General features: G+C 60.7%; 17 protein-coding genes. 13 read left to right on the plus strand and 4 right to left on the minus strand.

Translation table 11 applies throughout. The annotated features are described in order from the left end of the window. Positions 1-128: 128 nt before the first annotated feature. Together ABIB57_RS15790 and ABIB57_RS15795 are read left to right on the plus strand one after the other, a co-directional pair. Positions 129-689 (plus strand): transposase, encoded by a 561-nt coding sequence (locus ABIB57_RS15790; RefSeq protein ID WP_354042064.1) that lies wholly within the window; start codon positions 129-131, stop codon positions 687-689. 76 nt (positions 690-765) lie between these two features. Continuing rightward, entirely contained in the window at positions 766-1,425 is a 660-nt protein-coding gene (locus tag ABIB57_RS15795; protein ID WP_354042065.1) for a transposase, read from the plus strand. 356 nt (positions 1,426-1,781) lie between these two features. Here the strand turns inward: ABIB57_RS15795 and ABIB57_RS15800 are convergent, their stop codons facing one another. The 3 genes from ABIB57_RS15800 to ABIB57_RS15810 all read right to left on the minus strand — a co-directional run bounded on the left by ABIB57_RS15800 (position 1,782) and on the right by ABIB57_RS15810 (position 4,948). Continuing rightward, positions 1,782-2,240: a GyrI-like domain-containing protein gene (locus tag ABIB57_RS15800; protein WP_354042066.1), complete on the minus strand. Its 459-nt coding sequence runs from the start codon at positions 2,238-2,240 to the stop codon at positions 1,782-1,784. Positions 2,241-2,827: 587 nt separating this feature from the next. Continuing rightward, the gene (locus tag ABIB57_RS15805) at positions 2,828-4,660 is read right to left on the minus strand and encodes an autotransporter outer membrane beta-barrel domain-containing protein (protein ID WP_354042067.1); all 1,833 of its coding nucleotides are present in this window, start codon (positions 4,658-4,660) and stop codon (positions 2,828-2,830) included. 72 nt (positions 4,661-4,732) lie between these two features. Then, complete coding sequence (locus ABIB57_RS15810) at positions 4,733-4,948, minus strand: hypothetical protein (RefSeq protein ID WP_354042068.1); 216 nt, start codon at positions 4,946-4,948, stop codon at positions 4,733-4,735. A gap of 744 nt (positions 4,949-5,692) precedes the next feature. Here ABIB57_RS15810 and ABIB57_RS15815 point away from each other — a divergent pair. From ABIB57_RS15815 to ABIB57_RS15845, 7 genes are all read left to right on the plus strand, one after another. Continuing rightward, on the plus strand, positions 5,693-8,095 hold the full coding sequence (locus ABIB57_RS15815) for a glucan 1,4-alpha-glucosidase (RefSeq protein WP_354042069.1): 2,403 nt from the start codon (positions 5,693-5,695) through the stop codon (positions 8,093-8,095). Between the two features lie 14 nt (positions 8,096-8,109). Continuing rightward, complete coding sequence (gene gnd, locus ABIB57_RS15820; protein WP_354042070.1) at positions 8,110-9,120, plus strand: phosphogluconate dehydrogenase (NAD(+)-dependent, decarboxylating); 1,011 nt, start codon at positions 8,110-8,112, stop codon at positions 9,118-9,120. A 2-nt stretch (positions 9,121-9,122) separates the two neighbouring features. Continuing rightward, complete coding sequence (zwf, locus tag ABIB57_RS15825) at positions 9,123-10,499, plus strand: glucose-6-phosphate dehydrogenase (protein ID WP_354042071.1); 1,377 nt, start codon at positions 9,123-9,125, stop codon at positions 10,497-10,499. Positions 10,500-10,509: 10 nt separating this feature from the next. Further along, positions 10,510-11,190, plus strand: coding sequence for an ROK family protein (locus tag ABIB57_RS15830; protein WP_354042072.1), 681 nt, complete (start codon positions 10,510-10,512; stop codon positions 11,188-11,190). A gap of 659 nt (positions 11,191-11,849) precedes the next feature. Further along, positions 11,850-16,391 carry an autotransporter domain-containing protein gene (locus ABIB57_RS15835; protein ID WP_354042073.1) on the plus strand — a complete coding sequence of 1,514 codons (4,542 nt, stop codon included), beginning with the start codon at positions 11,850-11,852 and terminating at the stop codon, positions 16,389-16,391. A 726-nt stretch (positions 16,392-17,117) separates the two neighbouring features. Continuing rightward, positions 17,118-17,597, plus strand: coding sequence for a GNAT family N-acetyltransferase (locus ABIB57_RS15840; protein ID WP_354042074.1), 480 nt, complete (start codon positions 17,118-17,120; stop codon positions 17,595-17,597). 206 nt (positions 17,598-17,803) lie between these two features. Beyond that, the gene (locus tag ABIB57_RS15845) at positions 17,804-18,901 is read left to right on the plus strand and encodes a DUF4037 domain-containing protein (RefSeq protein WP_354042075.1); all 1,098 of its coding nucleotides are present in this window, start codon (positions 17,804-17,806) and stop codon (positions 18,899-18,901) included. A 318-nt stretch (positions 18,902-19,219) separates the two neighbouring features. Here the strand turns inward: ABIB57_RS15845 and ABIB57_RS15850 are convergent, their stop codons facing one another. Further along, the gene (locus ABIB57_RS15850; RefSeq protein ID WP_354042076.1) at positions 19,220-20,089 is read right to left on the minus strand and encodes a LysR substrate-binding domain-containing protein; all 870 of its coding nucleotides are present in this window, start codon (positions 20,087-20,089) and stop codon (positions 19,220-19,222) included. A 120-nt stretch (positions 20,090-20,209) separates the two neighbouring features. Between ABIB57_RS15850 and ABIB57_RS15855 the strand changes: the two genes are divergently transcribed. The 4 genes from ABIB57_RS15855 to ABIB57_RS15870 are packed head-to-tail and all read left to right on the plus strand — an operon-like array spanning position 20,210 to position 25,636. Then, a complete protein-coding gene (locus ABIB57_RS15855; RefSeq protein WP_354042077.1) occupies positions 20,210-21,160 on the plus strand; it encodes an extracellular solute-binding protein in 951 nt (316 codons plus the stop codon). Further along, entirely contained in the window at positions 21,160-22,257 is a 1,098-nt protein-coding gene (locus ABIB57_RS15860) for an ABC transporter ATP-binding protein (RefSeq protein WP_354042078.1), read from the plus strand. Before ABIB57_RS15855 ends, ABIB57_RS15860 begins: the two co-directional genes overlap by 1 nt. After that, a complete protein-coding gene (locus ABIB57_RS15865; RefSeq protein ID WP_354042079.1) occupies positions 22,254-24,389 on the plus strand; it encodes an ABC transporter permease in 2,136 nt (711 codons plus the stop codon). The genes ABIB57_RS15860 and ABIB57_RS15865 overlap by 4 nt, the downstream gene beginning before the upstream one ends. Beyond that, positions 24,389-25,636, plus strand: a complete 1,248-nt coding sequence (locus ABIB57_RS15870) for an aminotransferase class III-fold pyridoxal phosphate-dependent enzyme (protein WP_354042080.1) — start codon at positions 24,389-24,391, stop codon at positions 25,634-25,636. The genes ABIB57_RS15865 and ABIB57_RS15870 overlap by 1 nt, the downstream gene beginning before the upstream one ends. The last annotated feature ends 455 nt before the right edge of the window (positions 25,637-26,091 follow it).

The raw sequence follows: 26,091 nt of genomic DNA on the forward strand, positions 1-26,091 counted from the left end.
GAGGCTGTGTGAAAACCCATTGATTATGCTATGATCTGACACTGCTTCAGAGGTGCCATATGGGTGGTTTCGTTGAAGGTGCTGACCGTCATCAGGCGAGCTTTCTGCCGGCGTGTCTCGAAGATTATTTGGATGCTGACAACGCGGTTCGCATCATCGACGCTTTTGTCGACGAACTCGATCTGGCCGTGCTCGGCTTCGGGCGTGTCCAGCCGGCATCGACCGGCAGACCCGGCTACGCGCCAGGCACGATGCTAAAGCTCTACGTCTATGGATACCTTCACCAACTGACCTCGAGCCGGAAGCTGAAGCGGGAAGCCGGTCGCAATATCGAGCTGATGTGGCTGACCGGCAAGCTGGCACCAGACTTCAAGACCATTGCCGACTTCCGCCATGGCAATGCTGGTGCGATCCAGATCGCCTGTCAGCGCTTCGTTGCCATCTGCCGCGCCAGTGGTCTGGTCGGTGGTGGCATGGTCGCCATCGATGGCTCACGCCTGCGCGCGGTGAACACACACGAGAAGAACCACACCGAGGGCAAGCTGGCGCGGCGGAGGGCCCATGTTGAGGAGAGCATCGCGCGCTATCTGGCCGAGCTTGAGCAAGCCGACAGTGCCGAGACCGGCCCGGCCACGCCGCGCATCGCGCACCTGACCTATACTGGCATCACTGCGCGGGCGTCTTGGTGAACTCGAGGCCATCGGCCGGCAGCTGGAAGCCTCCCCTGACGGGCAGCTCTCGCTCACCGATTCAGACGCCCGGGCGATGGCGACCGGCAGCGATCACCGCGGCGTCGTCAGCTACAATGTGCAGGCGGCCGTCGACACCAAGCACCATATTGTGGTGGCCAATGCGGTGACCAACCGGGGCCATGGTCGCTCGCATCTGCTGGAGATGGCAAAGGCCGCACATGCAGAGGTCGGCGGTTCCGAGATGATCGCCCTTGCCGACCGCGGTTACTATGAGGGTGAGCAAATCCGCTCCTGCGCGCAAACCGGCATCGTCCCCATGGTGCCCAAGCCCAACACCTCACCGGCACAGGCGCGCGGCTTCTGGGGCAAGCCCGCGTTCGTTTATCAGCCTGAGACCGATGCCTATCGCTGCCCTGTCGGTGAGCAACTTCAGAAGCGCCATACCACTGTTGAGGCCGGCAAGCTCATCAATGTCTATTACAACCAGAAGGCTTGCGGTGCCTGCCCATTCCGCCCCCTCTGCACGACCGGCAAGGAGAAGCGCATCCGACCATGGGAGCATGAAGCGGTGCTCGATGAGATGGAGCGTCGGTTGGAAGCGATGCCGGACGCAATGGCCGTCCGCCGCTGTACCGCCGAGCATGTCTTCGGGACCATAAAAGGCTGGATGGGGGCTACCCACTTCCTAACGCGCGGAACGCAGATCGGCCTCACTTATCCCGGCGAGCGATAGTGGTAAACATCTGCGGCCAAACCCCGGCCCGCAAGACCGCATTCACGCTTCTAAACAATATCGGCGTGCCAATGACCGCTTTCTGGATATTGGCTTTCTGCATTGAACGACAGAAATGGGGTCGGAAGCCGCCAGTCGGCAACGCGCCTATTTCAGCCGTTGAGGCCGAGATTTCGATTTCTCTAAAGCGGTCGGACCGCTCAGGTTCTGGCAACGTCAAGAACGGGGTGGGAAAAAGACTGTCGGCTTTCGGAGGATCGCAAAGGAAAAGCAGACATTGGCAGGTTGACGAATTCGGGGCGGTTCGCCGACTGAGGGCTGCGGGATTTGCTCTCGGATTGGCTTCGAGCCTGTCTTCAGTATGCCAGACCGAATTGGATTTCTATCTTATGGTAGCCAGCCTTTGGCCCGTCATAGTGGTGGTAGAGCTCTCTGCTTTCGCCCGAAAATTCATGGCGAGACGCCTCTATTTCTCGCACAAGGTGAGCATAGCCTTGTGTGAAGAGTGTGCGGATTGGACCTTGATGCATATAGGTCGCCACCATAATTGGCTCCAGATGCAAGAGTTCACATCGGCCCTCGTAGTCCGTGGGTCTGGAGACAGGTCGGCAACACCGCCAGTCAAACAGCGTTTTCCCATCTTTGGGCAGGTTATGGGACAAGAAAATCCATGGACCCGTTCCGATCATCCCTGAGCGTTCAATCTCGAAATCGATCTGAGGACACATTTCGGCTGCAGCGGCTTTCACCTGCGGAATTGTCAAACGGCGGCTTCGGACAAGGACCCAGAGGTCCTCAGTTTCAATGATCTTCATGGCGCACCTCTGGACGCCAAATTACGTGACGCCCAGATTGCTGACAAACCAAACTGCAGTAATTTATACTAAATCTCTGATGTTCATCTGCTAATCTGGAGAATTTTGTCCAAAAATAACGATCATGTGTCCGCTTTTGTGAAATTTTGGTGTTCCTCCCTACGACCGAAATGAGGTCGGAAGCCGCCAGTCGGCAACGCGCCGCATTTCCGGTCGTTCGAGCCGCGTTTGCGATTTCCCGAAAGCGGCCGGTCCGCTCATCCTATTCGAGCGTCGGCAATGGGGTGCCCCATTCCGGCCGTTCAGGTCAGTGCAATCAAGTCCCGAAGCGGCCATTCCCAAGGTGAGCGTCCGGCGACCGGATTGGGGCGGGAAACGGGCTGTCAGCTTTGGTGCGCCGGTCGCAGAAGGAAACATTAGGAGGTCGGCAGTTTTGGGCCGCCGGCGGAGTGACCGCTTTTTGGACACGGCTTTTCGAACAGCGGCCATCGGCGCCTGACGCGCCCCTTTTCAGCCCCCTGTCAGTCCGGACGCCCTGGCTCAACGTCCCCATCGGCAACGTCCCGGCGCTAAAGAGCTGGTGAGAGTTAGAAATTCAGTTTGAATTGCAGGCTTGCCTGCGCGCCCAGCAACTTGCTCGGGGACCCGGTACCTTCTAGGTCACCAATAATCGACCACCTGTCGGCAACACGATGTTCGAGCTGCGCCCCGGCGGATAGCGTCAGGGCAGGCCCCGAGCTTGCATTGAAGCTAACGGGAGTACCAGCGAGCGAGCCGGTCACGACTTGATCGCCATACTGCGTCGAGCCATCGATGCCTATGCGTGGCGTGAGGCGTATGGTGGTACCGGCGTCGCTGTGAAGCAAGAACGGCGTGGCAAGAGATACCTTGGCCGTGAGTTGGTGCACGCTACGCGGATCAATGGTCAGGCTGCCGTCTGGACCGGTTTCACTATACCCCTCGAGGAACATGCCTGCATATTGAAGGCTACCCCGCACTTCCAAGGCTTGCCCCCCCAGATCAAAATCGCGACTCAGGCCAAGTTCGGGCGAGACGAAAAAGCCGTTGTAATCGGCATTGGCCGTAGTCACACCACCGGGCAAGGTGTTGTCGATAACGGACCGCACGCCGCTATAGTGCGTTCCACCCAGAACCAGGGCCATATCGAGCGCGTACTGGTCAAAATGATGCTCACTGTAGAAGCCGGCAAACCCGGAATTTTGCGTGATATCCGCGCTACCAGCCGACGTAGAACCCGTAGCGCCACCCAGGAAAAAGCCCGCCGTGTCCAATTGGGTGAGTGGCATCTCGATCCCGGCTATTAGGCCTCCCATTTGGCTGGACGCCTGCACGCCCGTGGGCAATTCCAGTTTGCTAACGCCACCAAAGAGCTTCAGCCAAGCACTTGGCTGTGCCAGGCTCTGCGATTCATCGAGGAAAGCGAAAGCCTCCGGACCCCGCCGCTCGGCGCTGTAGCCAAGCGGATCGAGCGGCGCGGAATCGCCCGTGGCGCGATTGTTGAGTGAAGAAAAGACGCTATCGAGCAAGGCGTCGACGTCGAGGCCACTGACCTTGGCAGAAGAGGCGTCTGCCGCCACCACCTTGAGAGCGGACTGGTCCACGCTCACGATCAAACCGTTGGCATGGACATTGGCGGGCACCGCTCCCGTGAAGGTCAAAGAAGCGCCCACGCCCCCCTCGATATTGAGTATGCCGGACGCGGCGGCGCCAGAAGTGTAGTTGATAACGCCCTGGATGGATGATCCCGGAAGCAGGGTGAGAATGCTCTGATTACCTTGGAAATCAATGGCACGGCTATTTGTGCCCTGCGCTGAAATCGTCCCACTGTTTGTGATGGAGTCTCCGGTGCCACCGGCAAAGATGCCGATAGCATTCAAGCCGGTGACCGAGATCGAACCGGTGTTTGTCGATGCTCTGTTAGAATTGCCAGCATAAGCGGCAATGCCGATGACGTCGGTTCCGACCGCGGTGATCGACCCCGAGTTGAAAATCTGAACATCGTTGGCTTGCGTCTCTACGCCGTAGGAGGCAGTTTGGTATACCGAAATCGTGCCCGTATTGATAATTGTGCTGTCATCACCGGTAGCAGCTAGGGCTCTGCTGAATTCGGCATCCCCTGTTATCCTACCATTGTTGATGACCACAGAGCGGGCACCATCGGAACTGAGGAGGTAGCCGCCTTCACTCGTTGACGAACTACTGCCGTAGTTTCGGATGATGGAGTTTGCACCGCCGGAATACATAGCGCTCGAAAAGAGCGGACCTATAGCAATGTTTCCGTAGTTTACGAGCGTACTATCAACGCCGTAAGCCGCCATTGCATGGGCGTAAGCGCCCTTCGTTGTGATGGCACCGAAATTCTCGATCGTGCTATTGTCACCATCTGCATGAATGGCCACGGAAAAGTTGCCCGCTGTCGATACCGTGCCATAGTTCGTAATCTTGGTTCCTGCGCCCAGAGCGCGAATGGCTCATGTGTTAAAGGTCGATGTGGAAACCAGGCCGGAATTAACGATCGTTGCATAAGGCCCATTGGCAACGATTGCCTGGACCCCGCCCGCGGTCGTCTTGATCGCACCGCCGGCCTTGACGATGCCGACTTCGGACGCCCCCGCCATGGTTTTGGTGGTGGTGACGGTCTGGCTGTCTTCGATAACGAAGCTTTGGGAATATGCTGATGAAGTCATTGCGATTGTCATCAAGACCGCAGAAACCAAACCCAGAAAGCGCATATATAGACCCCAGACCCGGAGAGGTGTGGCCACCCAACCGTGCATTGCTCACCAACACATTCGCCTTAGCGGGAAAACGGCGATGCGACGATACGGATCTGAGTTTAGGCGCGTTTTTGATCCGGCCACCGTGATCATGACGCGGCGCTCCCGAAGGCCACAATGCCGCAAACAGGATGCGCCCGTTCGCGCCGGACTACGGGTGACAGCGTCCGGCTGCAGATGATGGCGCAGGAAAGCGAGCGCCACCCCGACCCATTCAGAATGGCCTTCGCGGAGCGCGTCGGTGGATGTGTTGTGCCGTTCTGAATGGACAGGAACCCCATCTCCACCCCTGTCGCAACGAGCTGCGTCACCTGACTCTTCGTGAGACCAAAACGCTTCGCTGCCTCCGCGCGACTGGGAAAAGGCAGATCGTCTGAGGCGGCTCGCTGCCCTCGTCGCCATGGTGATCAAGAGATGGGTAGCGTACCCTACGGTCTATGAGCGCCGACAAGGGCGCCTGAACCTTCAAAATACACCAACCAGTGTTGGCCGAAGCGAATTTGGAGCGGTGCGTTCAATGCGTTGCCGACCGCCGTCTGCATCGCCATTTGGGAGCGGCCCGCGCGATCTGAAACTGCGTCCGAAACCGTTTGACCGAGAACCGCCACAATGCGGTACCTTCTGTTAGAGCCACGCTTGCGAACGGATCACGAATTGGCCACGCTTATCGATTTTGCCGCTGGCGCCCCCGGCATTCCGGCTCGTTGGACATCTAGCGCCAAGAGTGGGGTTGGAACCGCATTATCTGCAAGCTCGCCGGTGTGGTTCACCTTGAGCCATGGCATTCTCAACGAGGTTTACTACCCCCGCTGCGACAACGCCTGCATCCGCGATCACGGCCTGCTGATCACTGGCCCTGACGGGTACTTCTCCGAAGAAAAGCGCGACTGTACCACAGTAACGAGCCAACTCGAAGTTGGAGTTCCGGCCTTTCAACTGGTCAACACATCCAATGACGGCCGCTATCGCATCGACAAGCAAGTCATTTCCGATCCTGCCCGCGCCAGTGTGCTGCAGCGCATCACCTTCACCCCGCTGGTGGGCAAGCTGTCCGACTATCTCGTCTATGCGCTGCTGGCGCCGCATCTGGTGAATGCCGGAATGAACAATTGTGCCTGGATCGGCGAACAGCGCGACGTGCCCTTGCTTTTCGCCAGCGGTCGCTCACGCTATCTCGCGCTGGGATGTTCCCTGCCGTGGCGGACGCGCTCAGCCGGCTATGTCGGGCAATCGGACGGCTATCATCAATTGTCCAATAACGGCGTGATTGATCCGCAATATCAGCGCGCCGACGATGGCAATGTGGCCCTGATCGGCGAGATCGGCTTTTCCGAGGGCAAAAATACTGCCGTGCTGGCGCTTGGCTTCGGCCAGTCTGAAACCGAAGCAGGCTCGCATGTACTGGCCAGCCTGCGCGATGGATTTGACGCCGCCTTGCAGGCCTACTCAGCCAATTGGCAGGCGTGGCAGGAGAGCCTGCAACCGCTGGACCGGCAGCGGGGCGGCAAGGCTTATCGCGTGTCCACCGCCGTGCTGGCGACCCATCGTGCGGCCGACCGGCCAGGTGCGGTAGTGGCAAGCCTGTCCATTCCCTGGGGGGCGAGCAAAGGCGATGACGACCTGGGGGGGTATCATCTGGTTTGGCCGCGCGATCTGGTTGAGACCGCAGGAGGATTTTTGGCAGCCGGCGATGACCGGGAAGCGCTGGCCATCCTGCAATATCTGCGCGAAGTACAACTGGTGTCCGGACGCTGGCCGCAAAACCTGTGGCTGGACGGTCGGCCATACTGGTCGGGCGTGCAAATGGATGAATGCGCCTTTCCGATCCTGTTGGCGGACCTCTTGCATCGTCGCGATCATCTGACCGGCAAATTGCTCGATCGCTTCATCCCAATGATCCGGCGCGCCGCAGGCTATATTGTCGCCAATGGACCAGCGACCAATCAGGATCGCTGGGAAGAAGACGGCGGCTATAGCCCGTTCACGCTTGCTGTCGAGGTCGCAGCATTGCTCGCAGCGGCCGACTTGCTCGAACAAAGCGGTGACGCTGCGGCTAGCCAGCATCTGCGCGAAACGGCCGATTGCTGGAACGAGCAGATCGAGGATTGGACCTATGCCGGTGACCCCGACATTTGCGCCGCTGCCGGTGTCGCGGGCTACTATGTGCGCATCAGCGGCAATGACATTACCGACGTGGCGGGCGCCAACGAGGGGCAAACGCCGATCCGCAACCAGATCACCGACAAATCCAGGCTCCCAACGCGCGACGTGCTGAGCCCCGATGCACTGGCGCTTGTGCGCTTCGGCCTGCGCGCTCCGGACGATCCGCGTATCTTGGATACGATCAAAGTCATCGACCGCACCTTGCGGGTGGAGTTGCCGCAGGGCCCGCTCTGGTATCGCTACACGGGCGATGGCTATGGCGAAAATCCTGACGGCAGCCCCTTCGATGGCATTGGCCAGGGCCGCGCCTGGCCGCTGCTGGCGGGGGAGCGGGCGCATTACGAACTCGCGGCGGGCCGCCCTGAAGCTGCCGAAAAGCTGCTTGCGACGCTCGAAGCTTCGGCAAGCGTCGAAGGGCTGCTGCCCGAACAGAGCTGGGATGCGGCCGACGTGCCGGAGCGCGAACTGTTCTGGGGCCGCCCCACGGGCAGCGCCATGCCGCTGGTCTGGGCGCATGCCGAGCATATCAAGCTGCTGCGCTCGCTGGCCGACGGGGCCGTGTTCGACATGCCGCCGCAGACTGTGGCCCGCTATGTGACGCGCAAGACGCCCTCGACACTGCGTATCTGGCGCTTCAACAACCAGCTATCCCACATCCCCCAAGGCAAGATGCTCCGGCTGATCGTGGCCGAACCCGCCATTGCGCATTGGAGCCTCGATGGCTGGAGCAGCGCAACGGACACGCCGACCAGCGAGACGCGCTTTGGCAGCCACGTGCTGGATCTCGACACGAGCTTGCTCGCGCCGGGCGGCGCTGTGGTGTTCACATTCCAGTGGCGCGATGGACAGCGCTGGGAAAACACCGACTTTGAGGTCCACGTCATCGCCAAATAGAACAGGAGTTGCCAATGCAACTGGGAATGGTCGGGCTGGGTCGCATGGGCGCCAATATGGTGCGGCGGCTGATGAAGGCGGGGCATCAATGCGTGGTCTATGACGTCAATCCGCAAAGCGTGGCGGCTCTGGTGGCCGAGGGCGCCATCGGAGCGGCCAGCTATGCCGAGCTTATGGGCAAGCTGACCCTGCCCCGCGCGGTCTGGCTGATGCTGCCGGCCGCCATTACCGGGCGTATCGCGCGCGAACTGGCTGGGCAGATGAGCGCTGGCGACATTCTCATCGATGGCGGCAATTCCTACTACCGTGATGCCGTCGATCTCGGTGCAGAGCTTGGCCCGCGCGATATCGCCTTCGTCGATGTCGGCACCAGTGGCGGCGTCTGGGGGCTGGATCGCGGCTATAGCCAGATGATCGGCGGTTCCAAGGCCGCGGTGGAACGGCTAGACCCGATCTTTGCCGCGCTGGCGCCCGGCGCGGATGGTGCCGGCGCCGTCCCTGGAACCGCGCAAACTGCCGGACAAGGCTATCTGCATTGCGGCCCCACTGGCGCCGGCCACTTCGTCAAGATGGTCCATAATGGCATCGAATATGGCATGATGGCTGCTTATGCGGAGGGGCTCAATATTCTGAAGGCCGCCGATGCGGGCAATGAGACGCGCGAAGCGGACGCCGAAACCGCGCCGCTGCACGACCCGCAATATTACCGCTTCGATCTGGATCTGGCGGCTGTCACCGAAGTATGGCGCCACGGCAGCGTCATCGGGTCCTGGCTGCTCGATTTGACGGCCACGGCCTTGAAACAGGACCCCGAGCTGTCCAGATTCGGCGGCCGGGTTTCGGATTCCGGCGAAGGCCGCTGGACGTTGCGGGCCGCCGTGGAAACCGGTGTGCCGGCGCCTGTCCTGTCCTCGGCGCTATTTGGCCGGTTCGCCTCGCGCGATAACGATGAGTTCGCCAACAAGCTGCTGTCCGCCATGCGCTATTCATTTGGTGGCCACACCGAAAAACCTGAAGGGAAGTGATCATGGCCGTCAAGCGATCCGACGCGTTGGTGGTGTTCGGCGCCACCGGTGACCTGGCGCACAAGATGATTTTCCCATCGTTGTACCAAATGGTACGGCGCGGCCATCTGAGCGAGCCGGTCATTGGCGTGGCGCTGGATGATTGGGACGTCGAGCGCCTGGCAGAGCGGGCACGAGACGGCATCGCCAAGCAGTTTGGCACCATCGATGAAGCGATTTTCGTCAGGCTCAAGGCCCTGTTGCGCTATGTCAGCGGCGACTACAAAAGCGCGGCCACCTTCGCCACGCTGCGCGAAACACTCGGCAAGGCAAGCCGCCCTCTCTACTATCTCGCCATTCCGCCGAGCCTTTTTGGTACGGTGATCGATGCGCTCAAGGCGGTCGGGATTGCCGAGACGGCGCGCTTGATGGTGGAAAAGCCGTTCGGCCGCGACCTGGCGTCGGCCAAGGCGCTGAACGGCGTCCTGCGTGCGGTGTTCGAAGAAGACATGGTCTTTCGCATCGATCATTTCCTGGGCAAGGAGGCCGTCCAGAACCTGATCTATTTCCGTTTCGCGAACGCGTTTCTCGAACCGGTATGGAATCGCACCCATGTCGAAAGCGTGCAGATCACCATGGCCGAGGATTTTGGCATAACCGGGCGCGGCAAATTCTACGACGAGGTGGGATGTATCCGCGACGTAATCCAGAACCATCTGGTGCAAGTGCTGCTGCTGCTCGCCATGGAACCACCAGTCAGCAGCGAGTCCGACGATCTTAGCGACGAAAAGGTGCAGATTCTCAAGGCCATTCGCCCGCTCACCCGGAGAAATCTGGTCCGCGGTCAGTTCAAGGGCTACCGCGACGAGCCGGGCGTGGCGCCAGGATCGACTGTCGAGACCTTCGCAGCCGTGCGGCTGTTCGTCGACACCTGGCGCTGGAAGGACGTGCCCTTCTATATCCGCGCCGGCAAGAACCTTCCCGTGCGCGCCACCGAAGTCGTCGTGCGCTTCCGTCGGCCACCTGTCGCTTTGTTCGACGATGTGCCCACGAGCGACGCCAATTATGTCCGCTTCCGCGTCGGTCCGCAGGTCGGCATCGGCATCGGCGCGCGCCGCAAGGCCCCCGGCGGCGAGATGACAGGCGAGAATGTAGAACTCGATGCTGTCGACGACACGACCGACGACATGATTCCTTATGAAAGGCTGATCGGCGACGCCATGAACGGCAGGCGGCAGTTGTTCACCCGGCAAGACGCTGCGGAGCTCGCCTGGCGCGTGTTCGACCCCGTCCTTGACCTCACAGACCAGCCCGCCCCCTACGCCCCTGGCACTTGGGGACCGGCCGATTCCATGAAGGACTTTGCCCCGCCCGGCGGCTGGGTCGATCCACAACCTTAGGAACTGAACCATGGATGACGAAGCTAAAATCGTCCTCGCCATCGATATCGGCGGCTCGCACGTCAAGATCATGAGCAGCGCTGGCGGCGGCGAGCGCAAAGCCGATTCCGGGCCGGGCATGGACGCCCTAGCCATGGCCGACGCCGTCGAAAAGCTGTCGGAGGGCATGCAGTACGACGTCATCGCCATGGGCTATCCAGGTCCAGTCATTCACAACCGCATACTCGCCGAACCGCACAATCTGGCTCCGGGCTGGATCGGCTTCGACTTTGCCAAGCGCTTCGGCAAGCCCATTCGCATCGTCAACGACGCGCTGATGCAGGCCATCGGCAGCTACGAAGGCGGGCGGATGCTGTTTCTGGGGCTTGGCACGGGCCTGGGTGCCGCGATGATCGTTGACAACGTCGTCCAGCCGATGGAACTGGCGCACCTGCCATACCGCAGCGGTCGAACCTTCGAGGATTATCTGGGCGAAGCCGGGCTGCTGAAACGCGGCCACGCCAAGTGGGAGAAGCACGTTTTCGCAGCAGTGGAACAACTGACAGTGGCTCTCGAGCCCGACTACGTGATGATCGGAGGCGGCAATGTCACGGAGCTGAAAAAGCTCCCGCCAAAAGCGCGCCGTGGCGACAACGCCAACGCCTTCAAAGGCGGCTTCTCCCTATGGCTGGATAAAGACCTCAAGGTTTAGGATAGTATCCAGCAGGCCCCAATAATTTACAGCGAAGCTTTAGGCTAACACGTTTGGGCGTTGGCTAAACTTGACCATATTTTCGTAGACGTGAGCAAGGGCAGGATAGGCATCCTTGGCCCGCGTAAAGGCCGACTGCTGTTGGCGGACCTCGACCAAGCCTGCGTCGCCCTCCGCAGCGCCTGCGCACATGAGAGGGACCACTCCTGTAAAAACTCTCGATATTGATGTCATGCTGACATCTCCTCAATGGCACCGGGAATGTCTAGTTCCAGCATTGAGCGTTTCGAGTTCCAATGACTGAATGGGGTCGGCTACTGACTGGCATTTTGAGGGTGTAAGGCCAACTGACGGCTTTTGGTGGGCCCGTCGGAAAAGCGGACATTACGCAACTTGCATCTTGGGGCTGATAGCTGCCTGGCAGGTTACGCCGTCCAAAGGGGCGATATAGGGCGTTCAGCCAAGGGCAAGCCTTCAGTGTGGAACAGGTACTCTAGGAGCTTTTCGTGGGGGACACGCAGGTAGCTCTTACATTGTGCAAATAGACCGCCTAGCGTCTGTTAACGAATCGTTTCGCAATGTGCGTGACGCCGACGCGGTACCCTCTGGAAATGCTCAATATAGATCGATCGACCGCGGCTCGCGCTAGCTGTGGTGGTGTGGCTGCACGCCGCCAAAACCCGCTGTTCTCGCTGTCGCTTGGCGTGGCTACGGCAGCGCTGCTGGCCAGCGCGAGCGCGGTCGTCGCGGAGGATTTCACCTGGGCGGGCCTGCCGGGTACGAAAGACGTAAATGAGTGGGACGATGCCACCAGATGGCTGTCCCATGGGGTGACTGCCGTGCGGGCTCCAACGGCCGGAGACACCGCGACGATCTCTTCGGGCAATGGCTCGATGGGAACGGAGATGGCAATTGATACGCTAAACCATAGCGGCGGCAATACCGCGATAGGTCACTATGGCGTTGTCAACGTTTCGACGTTCAACCTGAGCGGCGGAACCTACAAGCAGAGTGCGGGAGGACTAGCGCCGATATTTTTGAACGGCCCGCCCGGTATCACCAATGTCTCTCGACTGCTCAACATTACCGGCGGCACGCTGTCTGGCCAGGGCGAAGTCAATATCGCTTCCGGTGGCACGGTTTCGCAATCCGGCGGGACAGTCGCTGGCACCGTAAGCATCACAACGCCGATCTACCAGCAGAGCGGTGGCGCTATGAAGGGCACGGTCAATCTGGACACGCTTTACACGCTCAGCGGCAATGGCTCCCTCGAGGGAAGTGTGCATGGCGATGGCAGCGCCGCAATGATTCAGTCCGGCGGCACAATGAGCGGCTCGGTCGACGGGATCGCCGCCTATACCCAGTCTGGCGGGACGATGGGCGGGAACGTTGCCACAGGCATCTATAGCGTGTCAGGCGGCAGCCTGGCAGGGCGGGTCGATTTCACCGAACTGTTTGCCCTCTCGGGCGACGATACCACGGTCGAATGGATGGACCTGGTCGGAACGCGCGACGCGGTGATGACGCAGTCCGGCGGCACCATGGATGGCCACGTTTACAACGAGTCCAGCGACCACTCTACCGGCATCGCGACCTACAGCCAGTCGGGCGGGACGATGGGCGGCGTGGTCGTTGCCGATGCCTATGAACTGTCGGGCGGCTCCGTGGGCGGGTCCGTCGAGTTTGCCGATCTATTCGCCTTGTCTGGAAACGGCGTTGCGCAGGGCGAACTCCGCGGCGACGGCGACGCGACGATCACTCAATCGGGTGGTAGCATGGAGGCCGAGATCACCGGTGCGGCCAACTACATCCAGTCCGGCGGCACGATGAACAGCACGCTTGCCGTCGACAAGTATACCCAGTCGGGCGGCACCATTGTCGGGACTGTCAATACCAACACCTACGAATTGGCGGGCGGCACCGGGGACGGATTCCAGAACGTCGCCATTGCCAATACGCTGCTTCAGTCGGGCGGCACTTTGAACCGCAATGTCACCGTGCCGATCTTTACCCATTCAGGCGGAGCGTTCTCCGGCACCGTCAGCGCCCAGACCTACAATCTCACCGGTGCACACGCGACGTCGACCGGCGGCAGCATTACCGCGTCGGACCTGTTCAATCTAGCGCCCACCAGCGGTACAGCCATTGTCGATGGCCAGCTCAGTGGCGGCGGCAACCTCGTCAAGTCGGGTGCCTCGCGGGTTGTGTTGACCAATGGTACCAATGATTTTACCGGCGCCGTGAGCGTCAACGCAGGCGTGCTTGAGGTTGTCGACCATGCATTGCCCGACGCAGCGGCGGTCAGCATCGCCGCGGACGCGGCACTGCAACTGACGACCAATGTCGATACGCTGTTTACCGGCGCGATGACCGGCGTCGAAGGCGATCTGATCAAGGCCGGTGCCGCCACGGCGACACTCAGTGGCGCAATCGATCTGGGCGACCTTTGGCTCGACGCCGGCCGGCTCAATATTGGCACTGGCACCTCGACCAATGAGGCGTCGTTCGAGACAGCGGTCATCGCCAGGGATGCGATGCTCTACATCGCCAAGGGCGCGACACTGACCATCCGCCTGCCCAAGCACATCATCAACAACGGTACGCTGATTAATGATGGTACCGTGCACGACGACCTCGACAACAACGGGACTTTTGCGAACAACCAAGCTTACAATGCCAATGTCGCGAGCAATACCGGCCTGATCAACAACAACACGCCGGGCGCATGGGTCGGCAATGTCCTGACCAACGCTGGCACGATCAACAATAGCGTCGGCTCGACCTGGACCGGCACAGTGGTGAGCAATTCGGCCGCCATCAGCAACAATGGCGTATGGACTGGCACCGTCAAGAGCAACGGCGTCCAAGGCGTGGACTCGGGCCTCAACTTCGGCAAGATCATCTACAACGACTACACGGCCCATTGGACCGGCGATATCGAGAAGAATTACGCCTGGATCTTCAACCAAGGTGGCACCTGGACAGGCGACGTGTTGTCCAACAATGGCCAGATCTGGAACGACAATCGGTACGGCGAGATCGGCATCGGCTACTGGATCGGCGATGTCGTCGGCAATGCCAGCATGATTTTCAATGGCGGCGGCGGCGATTGGCATGGCAACGTGCTTGGCAATAGCCGCTACGGCTACATCAAGAACGACGCCCCGGCAGTCTGGGCCGGCAGCGTGTTCGGCAATGACGGGATAATAGAGAATCGCGGCCTGTGGACCGGCGATATCGTCGGCAATTCCTTCGTCGTCATCAACGAAAAGACCTGGAACGGAGCAGTCGTCGCGGCTGGAACGGTGACCTCTGCGGATACCGGCAACGTTCCCAATCGTGGCAATACCGGTCTGCTGATCAATGCGAACGCCGACGCAGTTTGGACGGGAGCGGTGCAGGACAACAGCGGCACCGTGGACAATCGCGGCGGGCGGTGGAACGGCAACGTGCTGGCCAACAACGGCGGCATCGTCAACGGGGCGGGAACACTGAACGGCGTTGCCACCGGCAACTCGACCTGGACCGGCGATGTTCAGACCAATGCGGGCTCGATCGAGAATGCTGCCGGCAGCAGCTGGAATGGCAATGTCCTGTCCAACGCGGGTGCCATCACCTCGAACGGCACCTGGACGGGCAACTTCGCCAGCGCTGGCACGGTCAATGCGCAAGGCATCATCAATGGCGCGTTCAACAATAGCGGGCTGCTGCAGGTGACTGGAGCGCTGTCGGGCATTACTGCGCTGACCAATACCGGCACACTCGACCTGCGCGGCGGGGGTGCCGCGCAGACATTGAGCGTGGGCACCGCCAGTTTCGGCACGGGTTCGACTATTGCGGTCGATGTCGACGGCAATGGCGGCAGCGACCGAATTGTGGTTGCGGGCAATGCCAGCCTTGGCGGCACCCTGCGCGTGGCCGCCGCTACGGGTGCCCATGGCAGCGTGGGTAGCTATACCGCCCTCACGGCCGGCAGCATCACCGGCAGTTTTGACGATGTCAGCACCGACCTCGTTTTCCTCACGCCTCATCTCAGTTACGACGCGACCAACGCCTATGTCACCGTGCTGCGCAACAACGTTGGCTTCGCCAGCACAGGCACCAGCGCCAACCAGCGCAGCGCCGGCGCGGCTGTTGAGGCGCTAGGCGCGGGCAATGCAGTCTACGATGCCCTACTCTGGCTTACGCCGGCGGAGGCTCAGGACGCGTTTGATCAACTCTCGGGCGAGGCCTATGCGTCGGCGGGGAGTGCATCGATCCAAAGCGCCAACATGATCCAGGGGGTGATGCAGTCGCGGATCGACCAGGCATTCGGGGCGCTGGGTGACAGCGGCGACGCCGTTTCCGGCTATGCGGGGGACATTCCTCCGCTTGGCGATACACAGGGCAACAGGAGTGTGTGGGGCCAGATTTATGGTGCCACGGCCAGCAGTTCCGCGGACGCTGCACCGCTCAGTGCTCAGACAGGGGGCCTCGTCGCAGGAACCGACGGCATGCTGGCCGACTGGCGGGCTGGCGCCATGCTGCAACTGGGTGCTACCTCCAGTTCGGTGCCGTCCCTAAATTCGTCCGTCAACAGCACCGACTACGGCGCAGGCGCTTATGCCAGTACGCAATGGGGCGCAACGCAACTCTCGCTCGGCGGGACCTATACGCTGCAAGACACCAAATCGGCTCGAACCGTGGCCTTTCCGGGGTTCTCCGATACTCTAACCGGCAATTACCTGGCTGGCACGGCTCAAGCGTTTGCCGAACTGTCCCATGAATTCGATTTCGGCGCCGTGTCGCTGAGGCCCTATGCTGGACTGTCGCACGTGCGCTATGCGAGCGACGGCTTCATCGAGGCGGGGGGAGCTGCATCCTTGAGCCGGGCAGCGCAGGTGATAGACGCCACGTTTGCCACGCTGGGTGTTGGCTTCGACCACGGCTTCGTGGTTGGCGGGGACATGCTGCTGACGGCTAAGGCATCACTGGGTTGGCGACATGCCTTCGCCAGCGATCCCGACAGCGTCAGTTCGCTCGCGAGCGGACCGGCATTCTCGGTCACCGGTGCGCCTGTGGCCACTGATCTGGCTGTCCTCAGCGCCGGACTAGCGCTGGACGTCAATTCCAGCACCAATCTCGACCTGTCTTATGACGGCCAACTCGGCCAGACCACGCAAACGCACGCACTCAAGGCCACCTGGGCCATGCAGTTCTAGCGATCGCCGACATCATGACACCTGCCACTCGACGCCTAGGCGGCGCCTTTCGGCTACCCTTTCATCATCGAAGATAGCTCGCGCTGCCGCTCAAGAGCAGCGCGAGCGTGACCAGAAACCTGAATTTCGCCGGAGGGATCGCCTAGATTTTTCCCTTGATCGATGCGAGAAAGTCGGCGAGCGCTTCAGCGGCTCGGAGTTCGTCACCTATGCAGGGTCACGTTGCGGCTCGACGTGATGCTCGCGCTGCCATCGGCAAGCGAAAGCTGTGGAATCGGCTCTTCGGCTGGGCTCAACGGTCGCTTTGGCCACGCGGTTGTCCGCGTCCGCTGCGAGCACGACGTCCCGCACCGCCTCTTTCACGAACGATATCTTTGCGGCCGGCAAGACGGGTAGCGTCTCCATCACGCCAAGGTGCGACTGCGGCCGGTATCCCTGCAGACTGCGATCTCGTAGACGTTCGTTCCGCCCCCCCGAATTCGCTAACCGATGTCTGCCTTTCTCGAAGGCTTTCCAGAGGCTGCCAGTCTCTTTCCACCCCGATGTTGTCGTTCGCTGGGCCGGGCGCCGACGTCTGCTTTTGGGAGTTCGCGAAGGTAGGTTGAACGGCCGGAATGGGGTCGGGAGCCGACCGGCACCTGCAGGTTGGTTTCTTGGCTGTCGGATTTTGGGCAAGATAATGGGTAAAGCGGACATCAGCTATTATTTTGGGGGATTAACTGCTGAATGTTTCACGTAAGGACAGCCACTCGGGACGACGCGCCAAACCTGATCGCGGTTTGGCGGGAAACGTGGCCAGCGACATACGCTGCCACCCTCGGTGCCCATGCCGTGGAAGCTATGCTTGACGATCTGGATCGCCACGGAACCGCAAGCCTTTTTCCGCAGGTAGGCGCAGCAGGTTTGTGCCTTCTGGATGGAGACGAAGTCGTGGGGACCGCTATCCATTCTGTCGGTCGGTCCGTGGTCTACCTTTGGGGCATGTACGTCATGCCACGACATCAGCGTTTCGGTGCTGGCACTTTACTCTACCGAAGCGTCCGGGAAGCTGCCGGGGAACAATCCGTCGAAGTTCGCGTGGTGCAGTCCAGCCACCAGGCAGTGAACTTCTATCGGAAACTGGGATTTCAAACGGTTGGACAAGGTGCGACCGAGATCATGCCGCAGGTCAAAGCCGTTTGCCTTACGTTGCGGCACCCCGCCTGAACCATATCCTCGGGTGCCACGGTAGTGGCTCCTTGGTCTTCTGAACTGGCGTGGTTTCCAGACTGACCGCTTCCAAAAGCCGGATATTGAAAGCAGGATGCCGCCGAAGACTGCCTGAGCTATTCTCCTGCGGAGTAACGGGTTTCAGTGGTCTAATTGGTCGGACATAAGACCTTCTGCGCGGCTGCGAGCATTTGGGGGTTGAGATGCAGAGCGGAATGGGACTTAAGCTTTCGCAGCGGTTCTACGAGCAGGTCATCGCACCAACGCTGGAGCGAGCCTTCCCGGCACTTCCTTATGCTGCCGCCAGAATTGGGCTGGGCTCGGAGGTGCTTGGTTACGATACCAAAATGTCTGCCGATCATGACTATGGACCGTGTGTCCAAATCTTCCTGCCGCCGAGCGCTTTTCCCGAGACAGCTCGTGCGGTCATGAAGGTACTGGACAGCTCAATGCCGTTGAGTTTCGACGGGTTCACTGTCCATTATCCCACGGCTACTCGTCCCCAAAAAGGCGAGGCCGGGGACATCCTGGGTTCGGACCACGGCGCCGAGCTCTACACGTTGGCTGCGTGGCGAGACAGATTTCTTGGACCTGACTTCGACAGTAGGCTCTCGCACCTGGGTTGGCTGTCCTACCCAGAGCATCTCTTCCTGATTGTTACCGCCGGTGCTGTGTTCCGCGATGACTTAGGCGAGCTCTCTACAGTTCGCCGGGCGCTTCAATATTTCCCGCGAGACGTTTGGCTCTATAAGATTGCGGCTCAGTGGAACCGCATTGCCGAAGAGCGAGCATATGTGGGCCGCACGGCCGAGGCCGGGGACGAGCTAGGCTCTCGGGTCATTGCTGCCAGAATGTCGCAAAACATGATGCGGCTCGCCATGCTGCTGGAGCGCCAATACGCTCCGTATCCAAAGTGGTTTGGAACCGCCTTCTCCCGGTTGCCGTGCGCAGCGAATCTCGCTCCGCTATTGGAACAAGTTCTATCCGCGTTGGATTGGCGAGAGCGTGAGGAGCACATAATGTCGGCCGTTCGTTTCTTGGCTGAACTGCAGCTCGCCCGGAAAGTGCCCGGAGCACGCGCTCCAGAGGAAGGGGCGTTACTCGATAGGCCGTTCCGATTCATTGACACTGTGAAGCTCTCTGATGGGATACTGGCTGAGATTGACGACGAGCAATTGCGCAGACTTCCCAAATTCGGCGGGGCCGACCAATTTCTCGGAAATTTCGTCTTAGCAGTCCCCTTATGGTCCAGTGTTGCAGCTTCGGCACTGTTCGAAACGGCCCTTAGGTCAGGGCAGTAGCGCATGAAGTATGGAGCGGTTATAGCCTTCGCGCTGTTCGCCAGCTGCTATCTTGATGGCATGGGCATAATTGCGCGATCGGTGGAGAGGTTTTCTTCTTGTCACCCAAACGGGTTTCACACCTACAACAACAGAAAGACCTGTCCACCCCGGTCGTTATCCGTATCGTGCACCTGCCACCGGCAGCTTTCGGGTTCGACCATCTCGGTATTTAAGGTTCGATATGGGGTCGGGAGCGGCCGATCGGCCTTGCGCCCCATACCAGCCGTTCAAATCGAGGCGATCTCTTCCAGAAAGCTGCAATTGCTGGACGAACCGCTATTTGACGATCAGCTGTAGGGACGAGGCAATAAATTCGCGAACGGCGCCCAGTTCGCTGACCTCAGGGTGGACGATCAGGTATTCGGCGGCGTACAGGTCAGCGCCAGTTAGCTTGACGCCGACGAGCCGGGTGTCGTGGCCGAGCTCCTTGTCGAGTACCACCCCAAGGCCCAGGCCAGCCGCTACGGCCTCCTTGACGGCTTCTCGGCTCGACAGGACCAGTTCGGTCTGAATGCCAACTCCCCTCTCCTCTAGGGCTTTCTCGAAAATCCGCTGCGTCATCGAGCCTTGCTCGCGGGTGACGAAAGCCTGGCCTTGGAGTTCGGCGATATCGATCTCGGCGCGTTCGGCCCAATCGTGCACCGCAGGCACCAGCAGCAGTACTTCCTGATCGGCCAGCAGATGGCAAACCAGATCGTTGACTGGAGCCGTGAGAGTGACAACGGCCAAGTCGACACGCAACTGCGCGACGAGTTCCAGCAACAGGCTGCTATTGTGCATGCGCGTATCGATGCGAATTCCCGGATGGGCAGAACGGAAGTGTCGGATCAGCGGCATTGCCACATGGGGACCGCAAAGGCCGATCGCCAAATGGCCAGTGCGCAGATGTTTGCCGTTTTCGAGCCGCGCCGAGACATCCTCCAGACCCTTTATGATCTGGTGCACATGCGGCAAAAGGTCATCGCCATCGGCGGTTAGTTCGATACCGGTACCGCGGCGATGGAACAGGCGGCTCCCCATCGCTTCTTCCAGTGCCCGCACGTTTTGCGTAACGGCGGGTTGACTGATGTTCAGCACATGAGCTGCGGCCGAGAAAGTGCCGTGTTTGGCCACGGCGTGGAAGGCGCGCAGTTGGGCTAGGTTCATTCCGGCTTCACCGTCACATAAGTTTCACTTAAATCGAACATGGTCTGCATACAAGAAACTTATAACGGTTGTGCAACGCCGCCGGCAATAGCCGCACCGGACAATTACAAGGAGACAGTGATGCGCCAAGTTCTTTTCACCACGGCGGCCGCGATCGGCCTGCTGATGGCCGCCAGTGCCCACGCTCAAGACCTGGTGGTCTACGATGCGTCCGAAGACGTTGGGGCGGCATTGACCGCCGCGTTCAGCGCCAAGCATCCCGAGATCAAGCTACAGGTCGTGTCCGGCTCCACCGGGCCGATCGCCGAGCGCGCCATTGCCGAAATGGGCAATCCACAGGCCGACGTCATCTACCTGGTCAATAACGTGGCCCTCGAGCAACTCAAGAATGCCGGCGTTTTTGAACCTTATGCACCGGGCGGCACCGACATCCGCGATGACTTCCGCGATCCGGACGCCTTCTACACCCGCTATTTCGCCACCACCATGTGCATGGTGGTCAATCGCGACCGTCTGGCCGATAAGGGCCTGCCCATGCCGACGACTTGGGAAGACCTCATCAAGCCGGTCTACAAGAATGAAATCGCCATGCCTTCGCCCATGCAGTCTGGCACCGGCAGCACGATCCTCTCCACCTTCGTAGATGCCTTTGGCTGGCCCTTCGTCGAGAACCTGAACGAAAACGTTTACCAGTATTCCGACGGCGGCTCGGGTGGCGCGCAGCTTGCCGGTACCGGTGAAGTCACCATCGGCCTGTCCTACGACACCACCTGCTACGCCACTCAGTCCTCGGGTCGTCCGGTCGACGTGGTCTTCGGCCGCATCACGCCCAATACCAGCGAAGGCGGCGGCCTGGTTGCTGGTGCGCCACATCCCGCAGAAGCCAAGATCTTCCTCGACTGGATGGCCAGCAAGGATGCTGCCAAGGTCTTGGGCGGTCTGGTTGGAGCCACCGCGGTGCCAGGCTTCGGCCTGGTCAACCTTGACGATGTGACGACCTGGACCATGCGCCGCCCTGTCGACATCGAGGCCTTCCGTAAGGAATGGGCCGAGAAGTTCGTCAACAACTGATGCTCGGGCAGACCAAAAACAAGACCGAAGCGCGGATCACCCAACAGGGTGGTCCGCATCTTCGCGTCGAGACGCTTAGCAAGAGCTTCGGGGATGTCCGCGCCGTCGATGCGGTGGACCTCAGCATTGCCCAAGGCGAATTCGTGACGCTGCTAGGCGATTCCGGATGCGGCAAGACCACGCTGCTGCGCATGATCGCCGGCTTCACCGCGCCCGACCGCGGGCGCATCTGGCGGCAGGATGTTGATGTCACCCACGCGCCTCCCGCAGGACGGCGCATGGGGTTCGTGTTTCAATCCTACGCCCTGTTTCCCACCAAGACCGCAGCTCAGAATATCGCCTTTGCGCCCCGCATGGCGCGCAAGCCGCGCGCCGAGGTCAAGCATCGCGTTGAGCAACTGGCGGCCCTGGTGGAGATCGATCGCCTGCTCGACCGTTATCCGCACGAACTCAGCGGCGGGCAACAACAACGCGTGGCATTGGCGCGTGCGCTTGCCGCCGAACCGGAAATCCTGTTGCTCGACGAGCCGATGTCGGCGCTCGATGCACGCATTCGCGCCAAGTTGCGCACGGAACTGCGTGGTTTGGTCGATCGGCTGGGGATGACGGCGCTGTACGTAACCCATGACCAGGAAGAGGCCCTGGCGCTTTCGGATCGCGTTGCGGTCATGCGCGGCGGCCGCATCGAGCAGATAGGGCCGCCGGGCGAGATTTATCATCGACCACGCTCGCGTTTCGTCGCCGAATTCATCGGCACGTCCAACCTGCTGGTCGGCACGGTCGAACCAGGTGGCCTGCGTATCAATGACGTTGTGTGGCCGATGGCGATGGCGGGCAACCGGACCGGTGATCTTATGACGATCTTGGTGCGCCCCGAGCATCTCATGATCGAGCCGCTGGAGCGAAGCGGGGCTATGGCCGGTACGGTCACCGCGACCACCTTCCTCGGCGCCACGCGCCGGCTCACGGTACAGTGCGACAATGGCCTTTATCTGCTGGTCGAAGAACCCTCGACGAACCCGCTACCCAACGGCCGCGTGTTCGTGCGACCCGACCATGCCCATGTGGTCCCGCTGGATCAGGGCAGCACACCATGAATCCGCTCGTGCGCAAGTTGCCTGGCGGCATCGCCGCGACCCTAGTCGCACTCTTGTTGCTGGTCTTCATTGCAGTGCCGGTCGGGCTTGTGCTCATCAAGAGCTTCGACAATAGCGGGCCGTTGCCGCATTGGCGGCTGGCGGCTTTGACGCAGGAAGCGCTGGCCTTGCTGCCAGAGGACCAGCGCCAAGAATCGATCGACAGGTGGGTGGCGGCGTCGACCTTGTCGGAGCGCGTCGAAGCCTCCGCTGTAGCCTATGAGCTAGCCGGACTGGAGCCGTCCTGGAACACGAAGGACCCTTTCGAGCATCAGGCGGCCGCGATCGAAACCGCGATGCTGGCGCTGCCCGCTGGCGAACGCCAGGCAGTGGAAGATGCCTTTCCCGTCGCTCATATCATGCTGCACAAGCGCATCGCCTTGGCCTTTGCCGTCAAAGCCCAGATGCCGCCTGCGGATTTCAACCGGCTACGCGCCGCCACCGACGAGCGCTACGGCTTTGCCAACTACCTGGCGGTGGTCGCTGATTCCTATCTTCGCAAGGCCGCTGTCAACAGCGTGACCCTGGCGCTGATCGCCGTGCTGACGACGGTCAGCATCGCGTACGCCATAGTCTATGGCCTTAACCGCGGTGGCATCGCCAACCCGACGCTCACGCGCAATATTCTGCTCTTGCCACTGGTCGCACCGCCAATCCTGGTTGCCACGGCAACCACCATGCTATTTGGACGACGGGGCCTCATAACCTATAGCCTGTTCGAGCAAACCCTGGGCATCAGCGATGCCGACACCTTCAACGTCTATGGACCGTTGGGCATCATTATCGCCCAAACCCTGTCGTTCCTGCCGACGACGCTTATCGTGCTGGACAACGCGATGCGCCGCCAGGACGGGCGCCTCGAGGAGGCGGCGCTGATGCTTGGCGCGGGACGTCTGGCGCTGTTCCGCAATATTACCCTGCCCTTGAGCTGGCCCGGACTGAAGCGGGCCGTCGTGCTGGTCTTCATCCAGAGCCTTACTGATTTCGGCAATCCCATGATCCTGGGCCGCGATACCCCAGTGCTGGCAGGCGTGATCTACAACGAGATCACCGGCTTTCAGAACACCCCGCTGGCCTCGGCCATTTGTCTGTGGCTGATCGTGCCATCCTTGATGCTCTACCTCGGTCTCGAGCAGTTCGGACGGCGCAAGCGCTACGTCAGCAACGATGCCGGCACTCCCGCCGAACATAAGCAACCAATGGCGGTCAGAGTGGCGTTGAACGGGTTGGCGGGGTTTTTCTGTCTCCTCATCGTGGCGATCTATCTGGTGATGATCCTGGGCTCGATCACCCGTATCTGGGGCGTCGATTGGACCTTCACGCTGGCATATTTTACCCCAGAGGGACTTGCCGCCGGCATGGAGGGCACCGGCTATGGTTCTCGCGATGGCGGCCTGTCCGAGGTCTGGAACAGCGTTCGCGTTGCGGCAATCGCCGCGCCGATCGGCGGACTGCTGGCCTTGGCCATCGGCTACGTGGCCGAACGCTTGCGTCCTGCGGCGCTTGGCGATGCCATTGCCTTTCAGGCACTGATCCCGGCAATCTTGCCCGGCATCATATTCGGCGTTGGCTATGTAATCGCCTTCAACGCGCCGTTCGGGATCAAGCAACTGTCGTTGACCGGCACAGAGGCGATCATCGTCATCAACATCATGTTCGGCAATCTCTATGTCGGGGTCCTTGCAGCCCGCGCAGCCTTGCAGCGCATCGACCAATCGGTGGATGAAGCGGCCGAAAGCTTGGGCGCAGGCATGGTGCGCCGGTTTTGGGAGGTCACCATCCCCATGTTGCGCATCGCTGCCCTGTTGGGCGTGCTCTACGTTTTCATCGATGGGCTGACCACGCTGTCTTCCATCATCTTCCTGGTCAGCGGCAATTCGGACCTGGCCTCCGTTGCCATCTTCAATGCAGCAAGCTCGTCAAGCTACGGCTATGCCGCCGCCAAGAGCGTTGGCCTTCTTGTCGTGTCCGCATTGGCAATGGGCGTAGTGGTGTGGGTCGAACGGAGCACAAGGCGGGCCCATGGCATGGGTGGCGCGGTCTCTCGATCTGACCAGCAACTGAGCGTCGTCGGCGCGGGAGCTGCATTCTAATGACGGAAACGGACACGATGGAACTGAGCCCCACCCTGGTCGACCGCGATGCCGAGGTCTTCTTTCACCAGGATGGGTCCAGCCCCTGCTTCTCGGCCTTGCGCCATGTCTCGGGAAGCTGGATCGAGGACATGGATGGCAGGCGCTACCTCGACCTGCATGGCAACACGGCCCATCATATCGGACATGCAAATCCCGAATTGATCGCCGCGCTCAAGGCACAACTGGACGAACTGACTTTCTCGCCTCGCCGCTACACCAACGAGCCGGCGACCGAACTCGCCGAACTCCTGGTGGCGCAATGGCCGGTCGGACGCGCAAAGGCACTATTCACCACCGGCGGCTCGGATGCCATTGAACTGGCAATGAAACTGGCGCGCGTGGCCACCGGCCGCAGCGCGATTATCTCGCTGGAGGGCTCCTACCACGGTCATGGCTTTGGCGCGTTCGGGCTTTCGCGCGCTATCACCGACCCGCGGCTGGGCAGTTTTCTGCCCGATCGCGTGCACGTCCGCCCCTACTGGAAGCACGGCGCGGCTGCGATGATCGAAGATGTCGCACGCGCCTTGAAGCAGACACCCGGCGGCGTCGCGGCGATCGTGGCCGAACCGATGCGGTCCAATTGCCACGTGCCGCCGCAGGAGCTGTGGCCGGAAATCCGCCGGCTCTGCGATGCGGCAGGCACGTCGCTGATCTTTGATGAAATTCCTTCGGGCTTGGGCAAGACCGGCAGGTTCTTCGCCTTCGAGCATTTTGAAATCCAGCCCGATATGGTGGTCCTCGGCAAGGCACTTGGCGGCGGTATGCTGCCCATCGCTGCGGTGCTGGCCGACGCACGTTTCGATATCGCTCCGGATCTTGCGTTGGGACACTATACCCACGAGAAAAACCCTCTGACGACGCGAGCGGCGCTAACCTGCCTCAAGATTATTCTGCGCGACCAGCTGCCCGCCCGCGCTGCTGCGTTGGAGCAGATCGTGCGGAGCCGCGTGGCTGAACTCGCCAAGAGCCACCCCGTCATCCGCTCCGTCCGCGGCAAGGGCCTCCTCCTCGCCATCGAACTCAACAAGCATGCCTTGGCCGACGTCAGCGAAGATCGATTGCTCCAGACGCTGCTCGATCATGGGATTTCCACCACGACCAAGGGCAATGAGGCGCTGGGCTTCTCGCCGCCAATGACCGTGAGCGAGATGGACCTGCAATGGGCGCTGACTGCGATGGCGACTGCGTTGCAATCATTCCAGTGATCTGTTGGCCGGATGATCGGTGGTGCCGTTTGCTGATGGGCAATCATTGCGCATGCCATTCGGCCGGAGACCCATCGAAGTGAACAACCGCTATCCGCGTTTCGACGCCAATAGCGGACAGACCGCTACCGGCCCCAGATGAGCCATCGGCAAGGCTTCCGCGCAATGGCTGCTTTCCATCGGGGCTGGGCCAACAGCGGACACACCCCTTCCGGCCCCTTTTTAGCCGTTAGAGTAGGGCGCATTAACACGTTGCAATAGCCTGGCAGCTGTCTTGGGGGCAAAGGGAAAGCCCCGCCAATGATACTGGCGGGGCCTATCGGCGAACCTGCAGCGGTCCTCTCGAGGGCCGTGGTTCGTTTGCCCTCCTGCGGGCATGGTTTATTGAGGCCCATCGCACGTTGAATTGGCTCTTTCTCCAACTTGGATAGAATCATTTACTCGATCCATGAACG

This window comes from Devosia sp. UYZn731, from assembly GCF_040546795.1.
GTDB lineage: Bacteria > Pseudomonadota > Alphaproteobacteria > Rhizobiales > Devosiaceae > Devosia.